We start from the raw sequence: 19,933 nt of genomic DNA on the forward strand, positions 1-19,933 counted from the left end.
ATGGCGGTGTGCATCCAATATATGCAGACAAATGATCTTCTGTGACGCGCGAAAATCCATACAATGACGTCGGACCCTCGCGTGGAAGCAGCATGAAGTGGATCTCTGAAGTCAGGCGTCTCAATGGACCGCGATATCTCGCGATTGCTGACGCCGTCACGCGTGCGATCGATGATGGCGTGCTTCTCAACGGCGCCAGATTGCCGACGCATCGCTCACTCGCCGATCAATTGGAACTCGATGTCACCACGGTAACGCGGGCCTATTCGGAAATACAGCGACGGGGTCTTGCGGAAGCGCGCGTCGGTCAGGGGACGTTCGTGCTCGCGAGGCTTCCAGACTCTCCTGTATCGTCGTTGACGACGCCAAATAACGCGCCGTTTACGGATCTTTCGCATAATTTCCCCGCGGGCGCGCCGCCTCTGCCGAACTTGCGCGAGCTTGTAAGCGAAGTCGCCCGCGACCTGGATTATGGCGCTCTTCTCGGCAGACAGACCGACATCGGAACCGTCTCCCATCGCGCAGCTGGAGCCACTTATCTGCAAGCCATGGGCGTGAAGGCGGGGAGTGACGATATCGTCGTTTGTGCTGGCGCCCAGCATGGTATCGCTATTGCGCTCGCCGCGCTGACGGAGCCCGGCGAAAGCATCCTCATGGAGGCGACAACATTTTATGGCGCGCGAACTGCCGCCAGAATGCTCGGTCGTAACGTCGTCCCGGTGGCAATGGATGACGATGGATTGATGCCGGACGCTCTCGAGGACGCTTTGCGCTCAAGCCATTCCCGGGTGCTCTATTGCGCACCGACTCTGCATAATCCGACCACCACGACCATGCCTCCGGAGCGTCGAAAGGCGATCGCCAAAATCTGCGAACGTTACAAGATCGCGGTGATCGAGGACGACGTATACGGGTTTCTTCTTTCGCCGCGCCCTGAACCGCTGGCGGCTCGCCTCCGCTCTCAAGCCATATATATAACGAGTTTTTCTAAGAATTGCGGACCCGGCATGCGCGTCGGCTATATGCGCGTGCCAGAGCAATGGCGGCGCGCTGTCGGAACTGCACTCCGCGCAACGACTCTTATGGCGGCGCCGATAGAGGCCGAAATAGCAGCTCGTCTCGTCCGCACGGGACTTATCGCTGAGCTCGAGGACGCACAGCGGGCACGCAACGCGGAACGGCAACTGATTGCCGAACAGGCTTTTCGCGGGTTGGATTATTCATCGAGCTCGACCGCGTTTCATGTCTGGCTGCGCATGCCGTCGGGCTGGCAAAGCGAAGTCTTTGCTGCCGAAGCCAAGCTTCGGGGCGTCGGCGTCAGTCCGGCCGCATTTTTCAATTTGGATCCGAAGAATGCCCGCGACGCAGTCCGTGTGTGCCTCTCGGCAGCCGAAAGCCATGACGTGCTTCAGAGAGCCGCGAAAATCCTTGCCGACCTCGTGGTGAGCGGCAACCCTTGGGCGCCGACCGCCGCGATGGCTTAAAGCGCAGCTTGGAATGGCTCGCGGTCCTCGACTGTCAGTCATCGACAGTCGAACGCGACTTATCAGTTGTGAGCGGTTTCAAGACACACCAGTTCGTCGGCCATTTCAGGGCTTCGATGGTTCGCCTGATGGGGTGCGGTTCCAAATCTCGAACGCGCGGCGGCATTTGCCAAAACCCCCGGAGGATCGACCACGCATGCTGAAAAGGATGATCGAACGACGCTTCTGGAAAACCAGAACTGCAGGTGGACTACGTCACCGGAGCTTCCGGATCGGGTTTCTCGCCAGGCTCGTCGAGCGGCACGGGAGAGGGCTGGGGCGGTTCCTTCGGTGCAGGCGGCAGGGTCGGAAGCTCTCCGGGCTCCTGCGTGGGGAAAGGAATTCGTGGAGGATCGTTGCCGTTTCCCATCCCAGCGTCCTTTGCTTCTTCCCAATCGTCTAACGGAGCACCCGTATCAACTTGGCAACGCCTTCTGAACAGGGTGCGTTCCCTCGAGGGTCGGCAGAAATAGGTGGGTTGGCCGAGAGCGGGCCGAAAGCATGAAGGCCCGGCAGGGATTGCTGATCCCCACCGGGCCTATGATGGAACGCTCCGATCTTCGCGGGTGACCTTCGAAATTCTAATGTCCCGCGGCGGTCGAATCCTTGCTCAATGGCGTGACGAGGCCAAAGGGATTGCCGTCGGGATCGGCGACAATCGCAAGTCTACCGATGTTATTCGCGTCGGTCGGAGCCTTGAGAACTTTGCCGCCCTTCTTCAAGGCTTCGACAACGGCGTCGTCGACATTGCTGACTTGAATGTAGGTCAGCCAGCCGGGCTTGGGATCGGTCGGCTCCTTGCCGTCATACTTCGCGAGCCCGGCGCTCTCGCTGCCGTTCTGCATGAACAGAGTGTATTCGTTTTCGCCGGCAGCGGGAGGGCGAGAGGTATCTTCCGCGGCAACGATCTTCGGCGTCCAGCCGATCACGCCCGCGTAGAAATCGCGGCTGCGCTCCGGGTTGGCGCTGATGAGTTCGTTCCACCAAACGCTTCCGTTATCAGCCTGCGCGGCGGGTGCCGGGCTCTGGGCATTAGCCGGGAGCGAAAAGAAAGCGGCGAATACTGCCGAGAATAATGTGATTACGGCGATGCGCGGCTTCGAAATAATTTGGGACATGTGACCCCACTCCTGGTTCGGATCGAATTTTGGAGATATCTAAGCAAGCGTAATGCCAACTATGAGCACGACCCCGCACCGAGGTTTTCGGTCCGGAACACGGCTCACTTCGGAGTACACGGCATAATATAGGTGAAACCGCGAAAGCCGGCGTAGTCCTTGCCATTTACGAAGGGGACAATGGCAACGCTCTTATCCTCAGTCGGCGGATTATTAAGGCCAAGCAGCGAGAGAGGGTCGACAAGCTCCGCGCTGTCATTCCACCAATCAGGTGCGCCGTAACTATTGGTGCGCCATGTCAGATTATCATGATCGGCTTTCCAGACTTCCCAATGAACCTCCGGCAGATAGGTTTGGTTTTCACCGGGATGCGTGACGCGAGCCAGCCGCTGACCGCGCTTCACCTTTTGCCCTTCGCTGAAATGTTTGATTTCGTCGAAGTCCAGGTGATCGAACTCGGAGTAATAATATTTCGGCCCTTTGGTAAGATTTAGATCTTCGCGATCGTGCCGGATCAGGAGGGCGCCTTCGGTGCCCCATTTCCAATTTGCCTGCCAAGCCGCGCGCACCGTTCCCGACGCAGGCGCCAATATCCATTCGCCCAGTCGGCCGACATCGACGCCCGTATGAATTTCATCGCGGCGCGTACCGTCGACGTCAATCCAACTCCCATATGGTGACGAAATGGGTGTGCAATTGTAGTCGGCGGGGTAATTCGGTTTTAAGCCGCTAGGTGTAACAGTCGATGTGTCGTTCGAATCAGCGGCATTTCCCGTTGTGACTGTGAGCGTAACGTAGAAGCCAACGACGATAAAAATCGCATACCGAAATAGAAGCACGTCCTTTAAACTCTCTGGAATTTTCAAACCAATACCAATACCCTTGCGACACCGATTTGAATGTGTCGCGGATTTTTTGCCTGAAAAGTGCAGTTTACCTTTATATCAGCAATTTGATCAGTAAGCATAGTTTAGCATTTCATTAACACCCAATTCTTTTTAGAGCAGATCGCATGCGGCCCGCGATGACGCGCGTCTGTGTCCGTCTGCATTGATTGCAAAAATGGCTCGTCTGTTTTCTTTTCCGGGGAAGTTAACCCAAGGCCCGCCCGTCCGCGGCGCCGAGGTGGAAATCTCTATTAATGCGTTCGAGGCCGAGCCCGTTTTCCCGGGTGTACGAATTTGGTACGTGCCACATGCTGCCGCGAGTAACCTTACGGACCATTTCGGGACACCGACCCAAGCCGACGTCGACGAGTTCGCTTCGATACGCAACGTCGAAATGCGCAGCCGCTCGCTTGCGACGCGCGCAGTTCTTCGGAAAGCGTTGACGGAAAGTGTCGGCGGCCGGACTGCAACGCACGAGTGGAGTTTCAAAAGGTCGGCGTGGGGAAAACCAACGCTATCGAACAACGCTGGCGCGTTGAATTTCAGCTGTTCTCACACGCGTTGGGCGTCCGTTGTTGCGGTATCTACGTGTGGACCGGTTGGTATCGATATTGAAAATGCCATCGCTGATACGAATGACGCCTGGCTTTCTGACGTCTTCACAACTGACGAACGCGCGGCTCTGAAATCGATGGCTGTGGGGGAGCGAGAAACGGCGGGTTCTCGGCTTTGGGCTCTCAAAGAAGCCTACCTCAAGATGCTTGGCACCGGAATTGCTGAAGCATCATCAGTTGCATTTGATCCCCGCAACGATCGCCTTTGGCCGGGACATCAGGACCGCCAGAGCGAACCGGTAACGTTCCGGACATGGATCGCCAAATGCCAAGGGCATCGACTTTCCGTGGCCGTCGCAATGGGCGGCCGCAAGGAAGAAGGGGGCTCGTGGCGTCAGCCCATCGAGGAAGCCCGTGTCAGTATACGAACCAAATTGGCATTCGCTGGAACCTGGGCGAACAAGAGGGCCACGGCTCCTCCACCACTATTTCGAATTCCAAGCGCAGCGGCGGCCTGATCATCCTGCAATCGAATTTGCCGGCGAAACGCTCACATATGAAGAGCTTGATGCCGCCGCAAATCGCATAGCCAATTATTTGGTTTCTTGCGGAATAGGCGCCGAGGATCTCGTCGGAATTTATCTTAAGAAATCGCCGGAGCTTTACGCGGCGATTCTCGGCATTTTGAAAGCCGGCGCCGCCTATGTGCCAATTGATCCGCGTTCGCCGTTGGAGCGTATCCGCGCAATCGAAGAAGACGCGCAGCTACGTTTGATCATCTCGGAAAACGCGCTCGCAGGCGCGCTCGAAGGTAAAGTCGCGACGCCGCTCCTGCTGGTTGACCGGCAACGGCACGTTCTGGCCGGGCAACCGGACGAGTCCGTCGACCTTCTGCTCGATGCGGAAATCCACCCGAGTGCGTTGAGCTACATTATTTACACATCGGGTTCGACGGGTCGCCCAAAGGGCGTGATGATCGAACATCGCAACGTTGTCGCTTTCGTCAAATCGCTGCGTTCAGTCTACAAGGTGACCGCGAACGATCGCATCTATCAGGGATTTTCGACCGCCTTCGACGCATCGGTAGAAGAAATCTGGGCTGCGTTTTCTCGCGGTGGAACGTTGATCGTTCCGCCCGAAGAAGTCGAAAGGTCGCCCGCCGACGTCGCTCAATTTATCGACGACATGCAGGTCAGCTATTTTTCGACCGTGCCGACGATGCTCGCGATGATCGATCGCGATCTTCCGACGGTGACGACGCTCGTTCTTGGCGGCGAAGCCTGCTCGCAAGAGTTGGTAACGCGATGGGCAAAGCCGGGACGCCGAATGCTGAATACGTACGGCCCGACGGAGGCAACCGTCGTTGCCACGTGGCATGAGTGCGTAAGCGGCGAGCCGGTTGCCATCGGTAGACCTCTGCCGGGTTATTCCACGCACGTCCTCGACGAAAATTTTCAGCCCGTGGCACCGGGCGAAAACGGCGAGCTGTTCATCGGCGGCGCTGGCGTCGGACGCGGCTACATGCATCTCCAAACGCTCACCGATCAGCGCTTTGTTGCCGATTCATTCGAACCGGCAACGAAAGGCCGATTGTATCGCACATACGATCATGTGCGGCTCGGGCACGAAGGCGAACTCTATTTTCTCGGGCGCCTCGACGACCAGGTGAAGCTCCGCGGCTTTCGCATCGAGCTTTCCGAGATCGAAGCCGTCCTGATGGAGCATCCTCAAATCAAGGCTGCTGCCGCTGCGGTCATCGCGGTGGGAGAAGACTTGAAGGAGCTTGCGGCTTTCGTCGTTTGTCACGGAGCGGAAGAAAGCCTCGATCGTCAAGCGGTCGACGAACTGCTGCGCCGCCGCGTGCCTGCATACATGGTGCCCCAATATCTCGACGTCATCGACGAGCTTCCGATGTCGACGAGCGGCAAGGTCGACCGGAAAAAGCTCCCGCAGCCCAAGACGCTTCTGAAGGGGCTCGGCAATGTCGTCGCCCCTGCAAGCGAGCTCGAGGCGCGCATCGCGGCGGCGTGGTCCGATGCGTTTCACCTGCCGAGCATTTCGGTCACTGATGATTTCTTTCTCGATCTCGGCGGACATTCACTCTTGGCTTCGCGATGCGCGAGCCGCGTGCGTGAAGCGATCGCCGGCGTTCAAGTCTCGGTTCGCGACTTTTATGAGCATCGCTCCGTAAGGGCTCTCGCCTCCGTTCTCGAAAGCCGCATGGGCGGAGAAAAACAGGAAAACCCGTCGCGGGCGAACGTATCGGAGGAAGCCTTCAAAAGCGTACATCCGCTGATGCGCTGGACGACGGTGTCGCTCCAGGCGTTGAGCATCGCAGCTTATTACGGCATTCTCTTAGCGCCCCTCGCGTACATGGTGCTGATAGCGACCGCCGTGACCGACGGCCAGCTCACGTGGCAGCGCGCGGCGCAAATCTCGACGATGGTCGGCTTCGCCATCTGGCCGAGCATGCTGTTCTTGAGCATCGCGCTCAAGTGGCTGGTCATCGGCCGCGTCAAGCCCGGCCGCTATCCTCTCTGGAGCTTCTATTACTTCCGGTGGTGGTTTGTGACCCGTTTCCAAGCCTTGAGCTGGTCGGATATGTTCGCGGGCACGCCGTTGATGAATCTCTATTGGCGCGCAATGGGTGCCAAGATTGGCCGCAACGTCTCGCTGTCGACATCCTTGTGCGGCGCCTACGACGTCGTCTCCATCGGCCGCGGTTCGAGCATCGGTCTTGAAAGCCAGATCCTCGGGTATCGCGTTGAGGACGGCTACCTCGTCATCGAACCGGTCGACATCGGCGAGAATTGCTTCATCGGCATGCACTGCAGTCTCGGTCTCGGCACGAGCATGGGCGACGGCGCACGGCTCGACGATATGTCGTCGCTGCCCGACGGAGCCGCTATGGGAAGTTACGAATGCCGTCGCGGATCGCCCGCGCTGCTGGCCGAAGTCGTAACACCGGAAGCCACGACGCCTTCGCCAACGCTGCTGCGATCGTTCTCGTTCGGCGTGCTGCATCTCGCGCTTATTTACGTGATGGGATATTTTCTGATCGCGACGATCATCCCATCCGCCATTATCATCGCGGCTGGACTTTCGTTCGGTGGTCCGCTCGGTGGCGCAATCGGCGCGTTCATCGCGGTACCGGTCGGAGTCCTGACCTACGCGATCGGCGCAATTACGCTTGTTACCCTTCTCCAGCCGTCCGAGGCTGGCCAAATGCCGGTCCTCAGCCTCGCCTACCTGAGGCATTGGTTCGTCAGCTATCTGCTGAAAAACACGAAGACCATCCTGCTGCCGGTTTACGCGACAGTCTACTGCCCGGTCTTTCTCCGCGCTTTGGGTGCGAAGATCGGCGCTGGCTCGGAAGTTTCAACCGTCTCGCATGTTATGCCGAGCCTCCTCGAGGTCGGCGATGGGAGCTTCCTGGCCGACGCTTGCCTCGTCGGCGGAGAGCGACTCAACGCCGGTACGGTCGAGATCGGAGCGGTGCGCATCGGCTCGCGCTCTTTCATCGGCAACAGCGCGCTCATTCCGGGCGGTCATGCCGTGGGCGACAACGCGTTGATTGGCGTTGCGTCGACGCCGCCGGCAAACGCCTCTGAAATTCCCGACGATACGCGCTGGCTGGGTTCGCCTGGATTTGCTCTCCCCCAAACGCAGCGCAATGTTTGCTTCAACGACGCGGAAATATTTGAGCCGACGCGCCGCGCGAAGATCGCCCGGACGACGACCGATACGCTCCGCATACTATTGCCGGGCTTTATCGTCGCCGCGGAAGGCATCGCGTTCGCGAGCTATCTTGTGATCGGCTATCGCACCTTGCCGCTCTGGGCCGTGATCGTGGGCATTCCCTTTGTCGCGGCGGCTCTGGCGGCTGGGTCCATTGTACTCGCGGCTCTCGTCAAGGCGCTGTTCGTCGGCCGCATCGCGCCGACAGTGAAGCCTCTCTGGTGCCGGTTTATCTGGAACAACGAACTCGTGAATGGCGTGTACGAAACAGTGGCGGCGACGACCATGACGCCGCTGATGGGAACGCCGTTCATCTCATCGTGCTTGCGCATGATGGGCTGCAAAATCGGGAAGTGGTGCTACCTCGAAACGACCCTCTTTTCCGAATTCGATCTCGTGCACATCGGTGACCGCGCGTGCCTGAACGTCGGCGCGACGATCCAGAACCATCTCTTCGAGGATCGCGTCTTCAAGGCTGATCACATCAAAATCGGCGATGGCTGCACCGTCGGTAATATGGCGGTCGTTCTCTACGGAACGGAAATGCACGCTGCATCGAACCTCGGTGCGCTATCGGTCCTGATGAAAGGCGACGTCCTGCCAGCCGGAACGCGCTGGCACGGCACACCGTGCGAGCCTCTTGCCGCGCCGAAGGAAAGCGTCGCCGTAAGCGACAATCCGCGGGCCGGCGATGGCGACTCTTATGCACAACATAGGAGGTCACCGCGGCTGGTGAAAAAGCAAATCGAGTTGCTACACGTCCCCGTGTGAGTACAACTAATGTGAAACTGTGGCACCGCGGACATCACCGCGGCGCCGACGCATTTGTTCGTTGACGTTCAAACTCGACTCTGACACGCGAATCACATCCCCTCATACCGTTGAGAGAAGTACCAGACCGTGTTTCGACATCTTCGCATTGAGGATGGTCGTTGCGCTCGCGACTTTGCGCTTGAGGAAGACCAATGAAGAAACTTTTTGCGGTGATGGCGTGCGGCGCGGCGATGCCCGCGATGGTCGCACCCGCGCTCGCCGATGGACCTTTCTCTTTGAAGGACACGCCAGTTCAGGTCGAAGCGCCGAGCTGGTCGGGCGTATATTTCGGAGTTAGCGGCGGTTACGGGCACAACCACTCGAAAAACAACTATCACGACAGCGAGGACACGACCTCGTCCAAGAACGAGTTCGCTGATGGCGGCTTGGTCTCGCTGATTTACGGCATCGACCGTCAGGTGGGCGACCGCTTCGTCGTCGGCGCCTTCGCCGACTTCTCGGTCTCCGAATTGAATCGCGGCAACGAAGACATTCATAACGCGATGACAATCGATCGCTCATGGGCGATCGGCGCGCGCGCTGGCGTTCTGGTCAACGAGCGGACGCTGGTCTACGCGACGGGCGGCTACACACAGGCTCACTTCTCCAACGATGGATGGTGGGACATCGACACCGACGACACGACGGCCCACGGCAAGGGCGGCCAGAACTTCGGCGGCTACTTTGTCGGCGGCGGCGTCGAACGGCGGATTTCCGATAACTTCTATCTGCGCGGCGAGGCGCGTTATTCGGATTTCTCAGCCAGAATCACGAATAGCGGCACCGTTGACGGGGTAGATTTCGTAGACCGCGAAGTTCCCTCGATTTGGACGGTGCAGGCAGGGCTCGTCTATAAGCTCGACCGTTCGAAAGTTTTGAACCCCGACCCGATCACGGAAGATCGCGGCCCGAAGGTCATTACCTACAGCGGCATCGACGCAGCGAATGATGCGGTCGCTTACTACGGCGGCACGGTCTTCGGCTTGAGCGGCGATCTTTACAAGAATGGCTTCCTGCTTCGCACGCAGGGCATCATCGCGGATTACAATTATCAGGCCGGCGAACCGCTCGACAGGAAAGTCGACGCCGACGACCGCTCGCTCGACATCATGCTCGGCTATCAGTGGGTCTTCTCAAAATGGAGCGCCATTGCCTACCTCGGCTACGAGGTGCGCAACGTTCACCTGTCGCCCTTTGACCCGAATAACGACGTCCGCGGTGGAGCCGACGGCTTCAAAGTCGCTGTCGAACTCGAGACCGACGATGAAAGCCCGTTGTACGGCAGCTTGGAAGGCAGCTACTCGACCGCCTTCAACTCGTACTACGCGGAAGCTCGCGTGGGCTACAACATGAAGACGATCATCTTCGGACCTGAAAGCTCTGTTTACAGCGACGAGGGTGATCTCGCGACACGCGTCGGCGCATTCGCAACGATCCCGTTCCATCTCTGGTGGAGTGGTCTTCCTGCCAAGCTGACCTTCAACGTTGGTCAGCAGTTCGTGAACGACAGTAGTGGCGGTGGCGAATCGAGAGCAGGCGGCGAAGGCGCTTACGGCGGATCGATGCTGCGCGTTGATTTCTAACGCGGCGCGAAGCCAAGCCCGAGACGAATAAAAAAAGGGCGTGCTGAACTCTACATTGAGTCAGCCGCGCCTTTCTCTTTGAGCGCTATTCGAATTAATTGACGGCGCCGGTCGTGACGGTGCGCTTCTCGCCAGCCTGTGGCGGCGGAGCCGTGAGAGGCTGTACCGGAGATCCAGGCCCGATCTTTTGCAGATTCCCAGTGATGATGAGATCTTTCTCGTTCACGCCGACCACGCTGATGAGATCCCCATCCGTCGGGCCCGTCGTCACCAGTTTCTGCTCCGCCATGTTCTTCTCGCCGACCACGTAGACATACTTTCCAAGCTGGCTCGAGCCGAGCGCGGTCTGCGGTACCATCAGAGCATTGGGGTCTTCGCCGGCATGAATGCGGATGCGAACGTATTGCCCCGGCAAGAGCGCGCGATCGGCGTTGGCGATGGTGGCCCGGGCCGTGAGCGTCCCCGTCAGCCGGTCGACGGTGTTGTCGATGAACGTGATCGTGCCTTTGTGCTTCGCCTTGTCGTTCCCGGGAACAAAGATCTCGGCAGCCGTTGTGCCGCTAGCATGCACTTTCTGAATGGCGGCGAGATCCGCCTCGCTCGGATTGAACGTCACGTAAATGGGATCGATCTGTACCAGCGTATTGAGGGCCGCTCCCGCAACGTTGATGAGCGCGCCGATCGGCGCTTGGTTCTTGCCCAGCCGTCCAGCGAACGGCGCACGAATTTCGGTATATTCAAGATTGAGCTCGGCCTCCCGGATGGCGGCCTCGTCAATCGTTATGGCGGCGTCGGCTTGGCGCAGCGAACTTGATCGCTGATCGAAAGTATCCTTGGCGAGCCACCCGCTTTTGGTGAGTTCCGACCCACGCTCGAGACTGGAGCTGGCGTATTCCCGGGCAGCGATATCGCGCTGTTTCTGAGCTTTCGCGCGATCGAGCGCCGCTTGATAATCCCGCGGATCGATCACGTACAGAAGGTCGCCGGCGGCGACGTCCGCGCCGTCGGGAACATTCTGTTTCTGGACGTAGCCTGAAACCCGCGCCTGCAGCGTGATGTCACGAATGGATTCCGTCCGCGCAGGATATTCGAGATAAATACTCACCGAGCGTTTGACGACAGGCGCGACAGGTACGGGCATGACGAAGCTGGCCTGAGGCGGCGCGGCCGCCGGCTGCTCGAGCGAGGCAACAAGCTTCTCGATTTCTTGCCGGTGAACGTAGGCCGCACTGCCAGCGGCAACCAGCAAAACCAAGCCAATGATCTTCCAAAGGCGCATCGCGAAATCCCTGTCTATTCGGCGGCAGCCGGATGCGAAGCATCGCTGCCTGATGTGTCGACCTTCCCGGAAGTGTGGGCATCACGCCCTTCCCGCCACTCTTCGATGACCGCGTAGAACACCGGAACGAACAGCAGCGTAAGCAGCGTCGCAGCCAGCATTCCGCCAAAGACCGTCGTTCCGATCGATTGCCGGCTGGCAGCGCCCGCCCCACTCGCGATCATGAGCGGAACGACGCCAAGAATGAAAGCGAATGCGGTCATCAATATAGGGCGCAACCGAAGCCGCGCCGCTTCCATCGCAGCATCGACGATGGACAAGCCCTCGAGACGCCGTCTCTTCGCGAACTCGACGATCAGAATGGCGTTCTTCGCCGAAAGACCGATGAGCATGACAAATCCGATCTGCGAATAGACATCGATTTGCAGGCCGCGAACCCAGAGCGCAAGGAGCGCGCCGAACAGCGCGAGCGGCACTGCAAGCAGCACCATGAACGGCATCGACCAGCTTTCGTATTGCGCAGCAAGGATCAAAAAGACGAACACGCTGGCCAACGCAAAGACGACGAGGGCGATCGAACCCGCCTTCAGTTCCTGGAATGTAATGCCAGTCCATTCGTAACTGAAGTCGCGAGGCAGAGCCGCCGCCGCGGCGCGTTCCATCGCCTGAATGGCCTGCCCGGTGCTGTAGCCCGGCGCGGGACCGCCGTTGATCAGTGCCGAAGCATAGTTGTTGTAATGAGGAACCGTCTCAGGCCCGACGATCGGCTTCAGCGTTCCGAGCGTACTGAGCGGCACCATTCCGCCCGTCGCGTTCCGAACGTAAAGCCGCGAGAGGCTCGACGGATCCGCGCGTGCATTGGTGTCCGCTTGCAGCGTCACGCGGAACGTGCGCCCGAAAAGGTTGAAGTCGTTCACATAGAGCGAACCGAGGTAGATCTGCAGCGTGTTGAATACGTCCGGCAGATTGAGCCCCAGCAGTTTCGCCTTCGAGCGATCGAGGTCGTAGTTGAATTGCGGCGTCGAGGTCGAAAACGACGTGAACAGCTGCTGCGCATCGAGCTCCGGTTGTTTGCGGGCCTCGGCAATCAGCGCCTGTGTCGCGTCGTTGAGAGCAACGCTGCCGCGGCCCGTCAGATCTTCGACCTGGAATTCAAATCCGCCCGTCGTTCCGAGGCCGGGTATCGACGGCGGGTCGAAACTGAGCACGACGGCCTCGGGGATCATGAGCAACTGCCCGCGAACCGCCTGCACCAAGCTCGACGCGCTCTGCTCGGGCGGCCGCTCGTTCCACGGCTTGAGAATGGCGAATTCGACGGCGGAGTTCGATTGCGCCGCGCTCGTCAGGAAGTTGAGGCCGCTGATCGAGCCGACGATATCGACACCCGGAGTGTTTTCCAGAATGTCTCTGACCTTCTTGGCGACGGCATCGGTTCGTTCGAGCGATGATCCGTCCGGTAGCTGGACGACGACGAAAAAGTATCCCTGGTCTTCGACGGGCAAAAATGTCGAAGGAATGCGCTGGGAGAGCAGATACGTGGCGCCGAGCACGGCCGCGAAAAGGAAGAGCATCACCCAGCGGATGCGTGTCATGAAGCGCACCAGGTGAGCGTATCCGTGCGAGATCCGGTCGAAGCCGGCGTTGAACCAGCGAAAGAGCACGAACGATGGCGGCCCGCGATGGCGAAGAAAGACCGCGGCCAGCGCCGGGCTGAGTGTCAACGAGTTGAAAGCCGATAATCCGACCGAAATCGCGACCGTCAGTGCGAACTGATTATAGAGACGGCCGGAGACACCCGGAATGAACGCCACGGGAATGAACACCGCCATGAGAACGCCGGTCGTCGCGATGATCGGACCCGTCACTTCCGACATGGCCTTCAAAGCCGCAGCCATGGGTTTGAGACCGTTTTCCAGCTGCCGCTCGACGTTCTCGACGACCACGATGGCGTCATCGACGACGAGGCCGATCGCCAGCACCATGCCGAGAAGACTGAGCATGTTCAGCGAGAATCCGAGCGCGTGCATAATGACGAGCGTCGCAATCAGCGAAACCGGTATGGCAATCGTCGGAATGATCGTCGTGCGCCAGCTTTGCAGAAAGACGTACACAACGAGAACGACCAGGATCAGCGCCTCGAGCAGCGTGAAAACCACGTCATGCATGGCCGCCGAAACAAAGCGGGTCGTGTCATAATGCATGCCGTAGGCGATCCCCTTCGGGAACCGCTTCGACAGTTCGTCCATCTTGGTCAGCACGCGCTGCTGCAGATCGAGCGCGTTCGATCCCGGCATCTGGAATACGGCGAGCACGACCGAAGGGTCTTTGCCGAAAAATGCCGACGACGAATATTGAAGCGCCCCAAGCTCGATGCGGGCGACATCCCGAAGGCGCACGATGGCGCCCGTCGACGGATTGGACCGAACGACGATATTTCCGAATTCTTCCGGATTGCTCAGGCGTCCGGTCGCGTTGACCTGCATCTCGAACGGCGTCCCCGGCGGCGCCGGCGACTGACCGATCTTTCCGGCCGCGACCTGAATGTTTTGTTCCGCGACCGCGTTTTGAACGTCGACTGCCGTGATCCCGAGCTGGGACAGCTTATCGGGATCGAGCCACAACCGCATCGAATAGCGCCGTTCGCCGAAGATCTGTACGTCGCCCACACCCGCCAGCCGCTTCAACGGATCGACGATCTGAAGGTAGGCGTAATTGCTGAGCGTCACCGGATCGACGGATTGATCGGGCGACGTCAAATTGACGATCAAAACGAAATTCGGGTTTTGTTTCCTGATCGAGATGCCAGCTTGGTTGACGATAGGCGGCAACGACGATGCAGCTTCCGCCACGCGGTTCTGGACGTCGACGGCCGCAATGCTGAGCGGATAACCGACATCGAATGTGATCGTGATGTTGGACGAGCCGTCGTTCGAACTCGACGACGACATGTACGTCATGCCTTCGACGCCGTTGATCTGCTGTTCGAGCGGCGTCGTGACCGTATCGGCAACAACCTGGGCGCTGGCGCCCGGATAAATCGCGCTCACCACGACTTGCGGCGGCGTGACGTCAGGAAGTTGCGAAACGGGCAGCAGGAAATAGCAAATGGTTCCTGCCAGAACCATGATGACGGCGATCGCCGAGGCGAAGATGGGCCGGTGGATGAAGAAGTTGACCATACGCCGTCCACATTAATGCGTGTAGCCGCGGATGGCGGCTCGGGTGTCCCGTTCTGGGATCGCCTGCCCTTCTTAAAGCCTTTAAACCTGTCTCACCTCAAGCAGCCATTGAGACGATCTTTGGGCGAGGTAAATATGCTGAAGCCTGACGATCCGCCTGATGAAAAGTAGGAAACCTCACGGGGTTCGCCAGCTTTCACGGGCACTTCTGCCGAGGATCGTATCTTTGCGGCCACAAAGCCATCCGAAGCCGCGTGGCGATATGTCGTTCGCTCCGAAATTCAGGGCGAGGTCGTTTTACCTGCCGACGGCTCGTGAAAAATGGCCAATAAAAGATCGCTGGAAGCGATCAACTCTCAATGAAATTGGACCCCACGAATAATGCTGCACCGAGACTGATCAAAAAAGCGCCGCGCAAGCTCAGAGTTGAAGATCAGACGGCAGAGATGCCGCTGGATTGGGCAATGAACCCGGCGCAGGGCCATTTTTGAGAGATCGACAATGACGAGCATATGAAAACAGAGAAATCTGATTGTCGATACTGTGAGTTTGATCTGCGTCAGGGTTCCGCTGTTAAAGCGGCGGCCCTAGATTGTAGCCGAAGTAGCAACATCTGGGACTGACGGTTTGCGACGATTGCAGCGCGTGAGCGAAAGCGCGCCGCAATTTCCTAAAAAGCGGAGGACCGCAAAAAAACGTGAAACGACAGTTTCACGGCGCGGACTGAGCGCTTACAGCTCCCCTTGCGGGCTTCCCTTGCCATTCAGAGCGCGGCCAATCTCCTTTTCGAGATCGGCGAGATCCAGGAATTGATCGGCCTGACGCCGCAACTCGTCGGCAATCATCGGAGGCTGCGTCTGAAGCGTCGACACAACGCTCACCCTTTTGCCCATTTGCTGCAAAGCAGCGACCAGACTGCGAAAATCGCCGTCGCCGGAGAAGATGACGATGTGATCGAGATTCCCCGCCAGCCGCATGGCATCGACGGCAAGCTCGATGTCCATATTGCCTTTGATGCGTCGCCGTCCCGCGCTGTCGACGAACTCTTTCGATGGCTTAGTCACCATCGAAAACCCATTATACTCGAGCCAGTCGATCAAAGGACGTATGGACGAATATTGCTGCTCGTCAGCAATTGCCGTGTAATAGAGCGCTCTTACAAGCTGAACCTTGCTCCTAAAATGCCGGAGCAATCTCCTGTAATCGATATCGAATCCGAGCAATTTCGCAGCAGCATAAAGGTTGGCGCCATCAATAAATAACGCGACCCGCTCAGTCGGATAAAAATGCATGAGGGGTTTCAGACTCCTGCAGCAGAAGAATCCTCGCACCGAGTATTTTCAGTCTATATCCCAGATTGTCAATGGTTGTCGGCTCTCGATCGCGTTCGTTTCCATCGCTGTGCCGCGTCGTCCGATGAGTGGCAATTATTAGCCAATGGATAGTCCCAGCCAATTCGGACAATTTGACAGCACGAATTTCGGGGCGAAGGCCATTGATTGCACCCACCAATTGGTTCCACTATTTATAAAAAAAATATATCAGGTGGTGAAAGCGAAGTTGATGTGGCCATCGACCGATCCCAGCGTGACCGACGAATCTGCCGATGCCCCGGGCGTTTGCGAGCGCATGGCGCCGTCATCCGGTCTTTCGTCGCAGAAAGGCCATGAACCAGCCGGATGACGAACGCCGAGCCGCGTGCTAACCAGCGCGCGAAAAAGCGGCAGTGAGACAGACGCCGCGTTCGCGCGATTTCAACGCTGAGCGACGGGCCTTCCCCGTATCGGCCGCAAAAGGCTTCAGGACCATCACATGACAACGTCAGAGCGTGAGGCGCGCATTCAAGCGTCGCGCCCGGACACACCGGCTATTTTGCTATCGATTCCGTTCGTCGAATTCGTCGGCCTGATCGCGGCGCTGATGGCGCTGACCGCGTTGGCGATCGACATCATGCTGCCGGCGTTACCGGAAATTGCCTCGACTTTCGGCGTCGCCAGGGACAACGACCGGCAACTCGTCATCATTCTCTATATGGCCGGGTTCTCGGTGGGCCAGATGTTGTTCGGCCCACTTTCAGACCGCCTTGGCCGTAAGCCGGTCCTTATGACCGGCCTCGCGATTTTCATTTTGGGGACCCTCGGAGCGATCCTGGCAGGCACGTTTGAAACGCTGCTGATCGCACGCATCATTCAGGGTGTCGGCGCGGCGTCTCCGCGGATCATCGCGGTCGCGGTCGTTCGCGATCTGTATAGCGGTCGGCAAATGGCGCGGGTGATGTCGTTTGCGATGATGGTGTTCATCATGATCCCGGTCTTCGCCCCCTCGATCGGGCAGGCCGTCGTTCTTTTCGGTGACTGGCACTGGATCTTCGCCGTGCTGCTCGCGATGGCGGTGCTCGCGGCAGTATGGTCAGGGACGAGATTACCCGAAACCGCCGGCCCCGCACTCGGAACAGACCGCGCGATGACGCTCGGGAAGTCTCTGATGGCCGCCATCCTCAATCCGCAGACATCGGGTTACGGGGTGGCGGGCGGCTTCATGTTCGGCTGCTTGCTGGCGTATGTCGCTAGCGCCCAGCAAGTTTTCGTCGGCGTCTTTGGCATGGGAGAGAACTTCCCCATCATCTTCGGCGCGCTCGCGTCTGCGATCGCTTTCGCTTCATTCGCCAACGCGCGTCTTGTCGGCCGGCTTGGAATGCGGTGGGTGTCGCACTCGGCACTGGTCGCCTTCATCGGCGTTGCGATTCTGCTGGCGATAGCAGCCGCGCTGAGCGTGGCCGGATTTTGGCTCTTCGCGGCGGCGGTCGGCGTTCAGTTTTTCCTATTCGGATTGATTGCGCCGAACTTCAATGCACTCGCCATGGAGCCGCAAGGTCACAATGCGGGGATGGCGTCGTCGGTGATTGGCTCGCTCGGGACTGCCATCGCCGCTATCGCAGGCGGCATCGTCGGCGCATCGTTCGACGGCTCGATCTTTCCGATAACGGCCGGATTTGCAGTATGCAGCATAATTGCGGGCCTCATTGTCCTCTATATCGAGGGCTCGAAGGGCCTGTTCGGCCGAAACCGCCCGGCGTAATGCAAGGTTCGCCACCTAAAATTTACGTAACGAGCGCCTAAAAGCCATCTCGCACTGGCCACCCTTCGCCTCGTGTACTAAATGCTGCGACGGCGACGGTGATTGCTGACGGGTCGATCCCGGGGCGCGAGGGCAGTACGGACATGAGAATTCTGCTGCTTGAAGACGACTTGAATACCGCACGATATATCTTGAAGGGCCTTGAGGAAGAAGGTCATACGGTTGATCACCTCGCTGACGGCCGCGATGCGGTCGCTCAAGCCGTCGCCGAGAATTACGACGTGATTATCCTTGATCGCATGCTTCCCGGCCTCGACGGGCTCGCGATCATCAAGACAATTCGAAGTGCCGGACGCGGCGTGCCCGTATTATTCCTGACGGCGCTGGGAGGCGTCGACGATCGCGTCGAAGGTCTCGATGCGGGCGCCGACGATTACCTCGTCAAGCCATTTGCGTTTTCCGAGCTTCTTGCTCGCGTCAACGCGCTGGCGCGCCGCCCGCATACGAAAGGTGAAGAGACGCGCCTCAAGGTCGGCGATCTCGAGATCGACCTCGTGAGCAGAAAGGTGACGCGCGCGGGCGATATCATCGATCTCCAACCGCGTGAGTTTCGCCTGCTCGAAGTGCTCATGCGCAATCGCGGTCGCGTCGTCACGCGCACGATGCTGTTGGAGCGGGTATGGAGCTTCCATTTCGATCCGAAGACGAGCGTCGTCGAAACGCACATTTCCCGGCTGCGCGCCAAGATCGATAAGCCCTATAGCAAAGAGCTGATCCACACCATTCGTGGGAGCGGATACACGGTCCATGACGGCACGTGATCTCCTCAAACGCACGCCGTTTCGATTGGCGGCGACGTTTTCGTTGTTTTTCCTAACGACGATATTAGCGCTTTTCACAGCCGTCTATTTCGTCGCCAGCGAGCGGCTCGTGACAGACATTCGCGACCGCGTCGAGACGACACTCGATTCTCTCGCAGCTCTGGACGGCGACCGCACGTTCGACGATCTCGTTGCCCTCGTCGCCAGTGAAAGCGAATCCGTCCGCGATCCCGACTTCATCATCGAGCTCGTCGACAAGAACGGAAATTTTCTGGCGGGCAATGTTCGGGGTGTAAAAGATTCGAAGCAATGGATGACGCTGAAGCGCTCCGACATGTTTCTCACCCTCGATCGCGGCGAACCCGACGACGAATTTCTCGCAATATGGAGGCCCCTCGTCAAAGGGCGGCTCCTCGTCGGCAGCGATAATAGCGAAGTCAAGCAGATGAAGTCGTTTCTGCTGAGGCTGCTCGCATACGGCGTGGTCGCGGCCGCCCTGGCGCTCGCTCTTTGCGCGGCCTATTTCGCACGCGAAGCGCAACATCGCATCAATGCCTTCGCCCGGCCCCTTGCGAGAGTCTCACAAGGCGAAATCACCGCCCGCGTTCCGATCTCCGGACAGCATGACGACATCGACCAGGTCGCATTGCAAGTGAACCGCATGCTGGGCGACCTGCAGAGACTGATCGAGAACGTAAATCAATCTTCGTCAGATATCGCGCACGATCTGAAGAAGCCGCTCGGCCGCTTGCGCCAACGCCTGGACGACGCGCGCAACGGGGAAAACAAAGCGGAGTTTCAAAACGCAATCGATGCGGCGCTCGGCGATATCGATTCTATATCGGAAACATTCGACGCCCTACTCCGGATTACGCAGATCGAGGCTGGCGCTCGTAAATCGCGCTTCGTAATGGTGGATCTTTCGCTTCTCCTCGCCGACGTTCGCGACGTCTACGATGTCGTGGCCGAGGACGCGGGCGACAAGCTAAAGTACGTCAGCGATTGCATCGGCCCGGTGTACGTTCGGGGAGATCCGGAACTCCTCGTTCAGCTCTTCGCCAACCTCGTCGAGAATTCCATTCGCCATTGCCCGCCCGGCACGGAGATTACCATGCGCCTCTCCTCACGCGGCGCCGTGCACGTCGTCGAAGTTTCTGACTCGGGACCGAGTATCCCGGAGCACGAACGGGTGAACGTGTTCCGCCGCCTGTATCGGTTGGAGCGTGCCCGCTCGACCGAGGGGAGCGGCTTGGGCCTCAGCCTCGTTGCAGCGATCGTCGAACTTCATTCCGCAAAGATCGAGCTCTTTGACAACGCCCCCGGGCTGCGCGTGGAAGTGAGATTCCCGGGCATGTAAGCC

The 19,933-nt window shown here is 58.8% G+C and carries 13 protein-coding genes; 7 read left to right on the top strand and 6 right to left on the bottom strand.

The window, feature by feature from the left end:
* The first annotated feature begins 92 nt into the window (after window positions 1-92).
* Window positions 93-1,484, top strand: coding sequence for an aminotransferase-like domain-containing protein (locus tag AC1DK3_RS16420; protein WP_477193320.1), 1,392 nt, complete (start codon window positions 93-95; stop codon window positions 1,482-1,484).
* Between the two features lie 250 nt (window positions 1,485-1,734).
* On the opposite strand, the gene AC1DK3_RS16425 is transcribed toward AC1DK3_RS16420, so the two are convergent.
* From AC1DK3_RS16425 to AC1DK3_RS16435, 3 genes are all read right to left on the bottom strand, one after another.
* The gene (locus AC1DK3_RS16425) at window positions 1,735-1,893 is read right to left on the bottom strand and encodes a Classical arabinogalactan protein (protein ID WP_477193321.1); all 159 of its coding nucleotides are present in this window, start codon (window positions 1,891-1,893) and stop codon (window positions 1,735-1,737) included.
* 211 nt (window positions 1,894-2,104) lie between these two features.
* Complete coding sequence (locus tag AC1DK3_RS16430; RefSeq protein ID WP_477193322.1) at window positions 2,105-2,641, bottom strand: VOC family protein; 537 nt, start codon at window positions 2,639-2,641, stop codon at window positions 2,105-2,107.
* A 104-nt stretch (window positions 2,642-2,745) separates the two neighbouring features.
* Window positions 2,746-3,507 carry a M23 family metallopeptidase gene (locus AC1DK3_RS16435; protein ID WP_477193323.1) on the bottom strand — a complete coding sequence of 254 codons (762 nt, stop codon included), beginning with the start codon at window positions 3,505-3,507 and terminating at the stop codon, window positions 2,746-2,748.
* A gap of 415 nt (window positions 3,508-3,922) precedes the next feature.
* On the opposite strand from AC1DK3_RS16435, the gene AC1DK3_RS16440 reads away from it, so the two are divergent.
* The 3 genes from AC1DK3_RS16440 (at window position 3,923) to bcsS (ending at window position 10,216) form a co-directional block, all read left to right on the top strand.
* On the top strand, window positions 3,923-4,600 hold the full coding sequence (locus tag AC1DK3_RS16440) for a 4'-phosphopantetheinyl transferase family protein (protein WP_477193429.1): 678 nt from the start codon (window positions 3,923-3,925) through the stop codon (window positions 4,598-4,600).
* Entirely contained in the window at window positions 4,497-8,591 is a 4,095-nt protein-coding gene (locus AC1DK3_RS16445) for a Pls/PosA family non-ribosomal peptide synthetase (RefSeq protein WP_477193324.1), read from the top strand. Before AC1DK3_RS16440 ends, AC1DK3_RS16445 begins: the two co-directional genes overlap by 104 nt.
* A gap of 194 nt (window positions 8,592-8,785) precedes the next feature.
* Complete coding sequence (gene bcsS, locus AC1DK3_RS16450; RefSeq protein ID WP_477193325.1) at window positions 8,786-10,216, top strand: cellulose biosynthesis protein BcsS; 1,431 nt, start codon at window positions 8,786-8,788, stop codon at window positions 10,214-10,216.
* Window positions 10,217-10,310: 94 nt separating this feature from the next.
* Here bcsS and AC1DK3_RS16455 read toward each other — a convergent pair whose 3' ends face one another.
* The 3 genes from AC1DK3_RS16455 to AC1DK3_RS16465 form a co-directional block, all read right to left on the bottom strand.
* The gene (locus AC1DK3_RS16455) at window positions 10,311-11,495 is read right to left on the bottom strand and encodes an efflux RND transporter periplasmic adaptor subunit (RefSeq protein ID WP_477193326.1); all 1,185 of its coding nucleotides are present in this window, start codon (window positions 11,493-11,495) and stop codon (window positions 10,311-10,313) included.
* A gap of 14 nt (window positions 11,496-11,509) precedes the next feature.
* Window positions 11,510-14,674, bottom strand: coding sequence for an efflux RND transporter permease subunit (locus AC1DK3_RS16460; RefSeq protein WP_477193327.1), 3,165 nt, complete (start codon window positions 14,672-14,674; stop codon window positions 11,510-11,512).
* A gap of 731 nt (window positions 14,675-15,405) precedes the next feature.
* Entirely contained in the window at window positions 15,406-15,966 is a 561-nt protein-coding gene (locus AC1DK3_RS16465) for a LabA-like NYN domain-containing protein (protein WP_477193328.1), read from the bottom strand.
* 520 nt (window positions 15,967-16,486) lie between these two features.
* Here AC1DK3_RS16465 and AC1DK3_RS16470 point away from each other — a divergent pair.
* The 3 genes from AC1DK3_RS16470 to AC1DK3_RS16480 all read left to right on the top strand — a co-directional run bounded on the left by AC1DK3_RS16470 (window position 16,487) and on the right by AC1DK3_RS16480 (window position 19,930).
* On the top strand, window positions 16,487-17,752 hold the full coding sequence (locus AC1DK3_RS16470; RefSeq protein WP_477193329.1) for a multidrug effflux MFS transporter: 1,266 nt from the start codon (window positions 16,487-16,489) through the stop codon (window positions 17,750-17,752).
* A gap of 143 nt (window positions 17,753-17,895) precedes the next feature.
* Window positions 17,896-18,573: a winged helix-turn-helix domain-containing protein gene (locus tag AC1DK3_RS16475; RefSeq protein WP_477193330.1), complete on the top strand. Its 678-nt coding sequence runs from the start codon at window positions 17,896-17,898 to the stop codon at window positions 18,571-18,573.
* Window positions 18,560-19,930, top strand: a complete 1,371-nt coding sequence (locus AC1DK3_RS16480; protein WP_477193331.1) for a sensor histidine kinase — start codon at window positions 18,560-18,562, stop codon at window positions 19,928-19,930. Before AC1DK3_RS16475 ends, AC1DK3_RS16480 begins: the two co-directional genes overlap by 14 nt.
* The last annotated feature ends 3 nt before the right edge of the window (window positions 19,931-19,933 follow it).

This window comes from Hyphomicrobium sp. 01T421 (assembly GCF_056398805.1).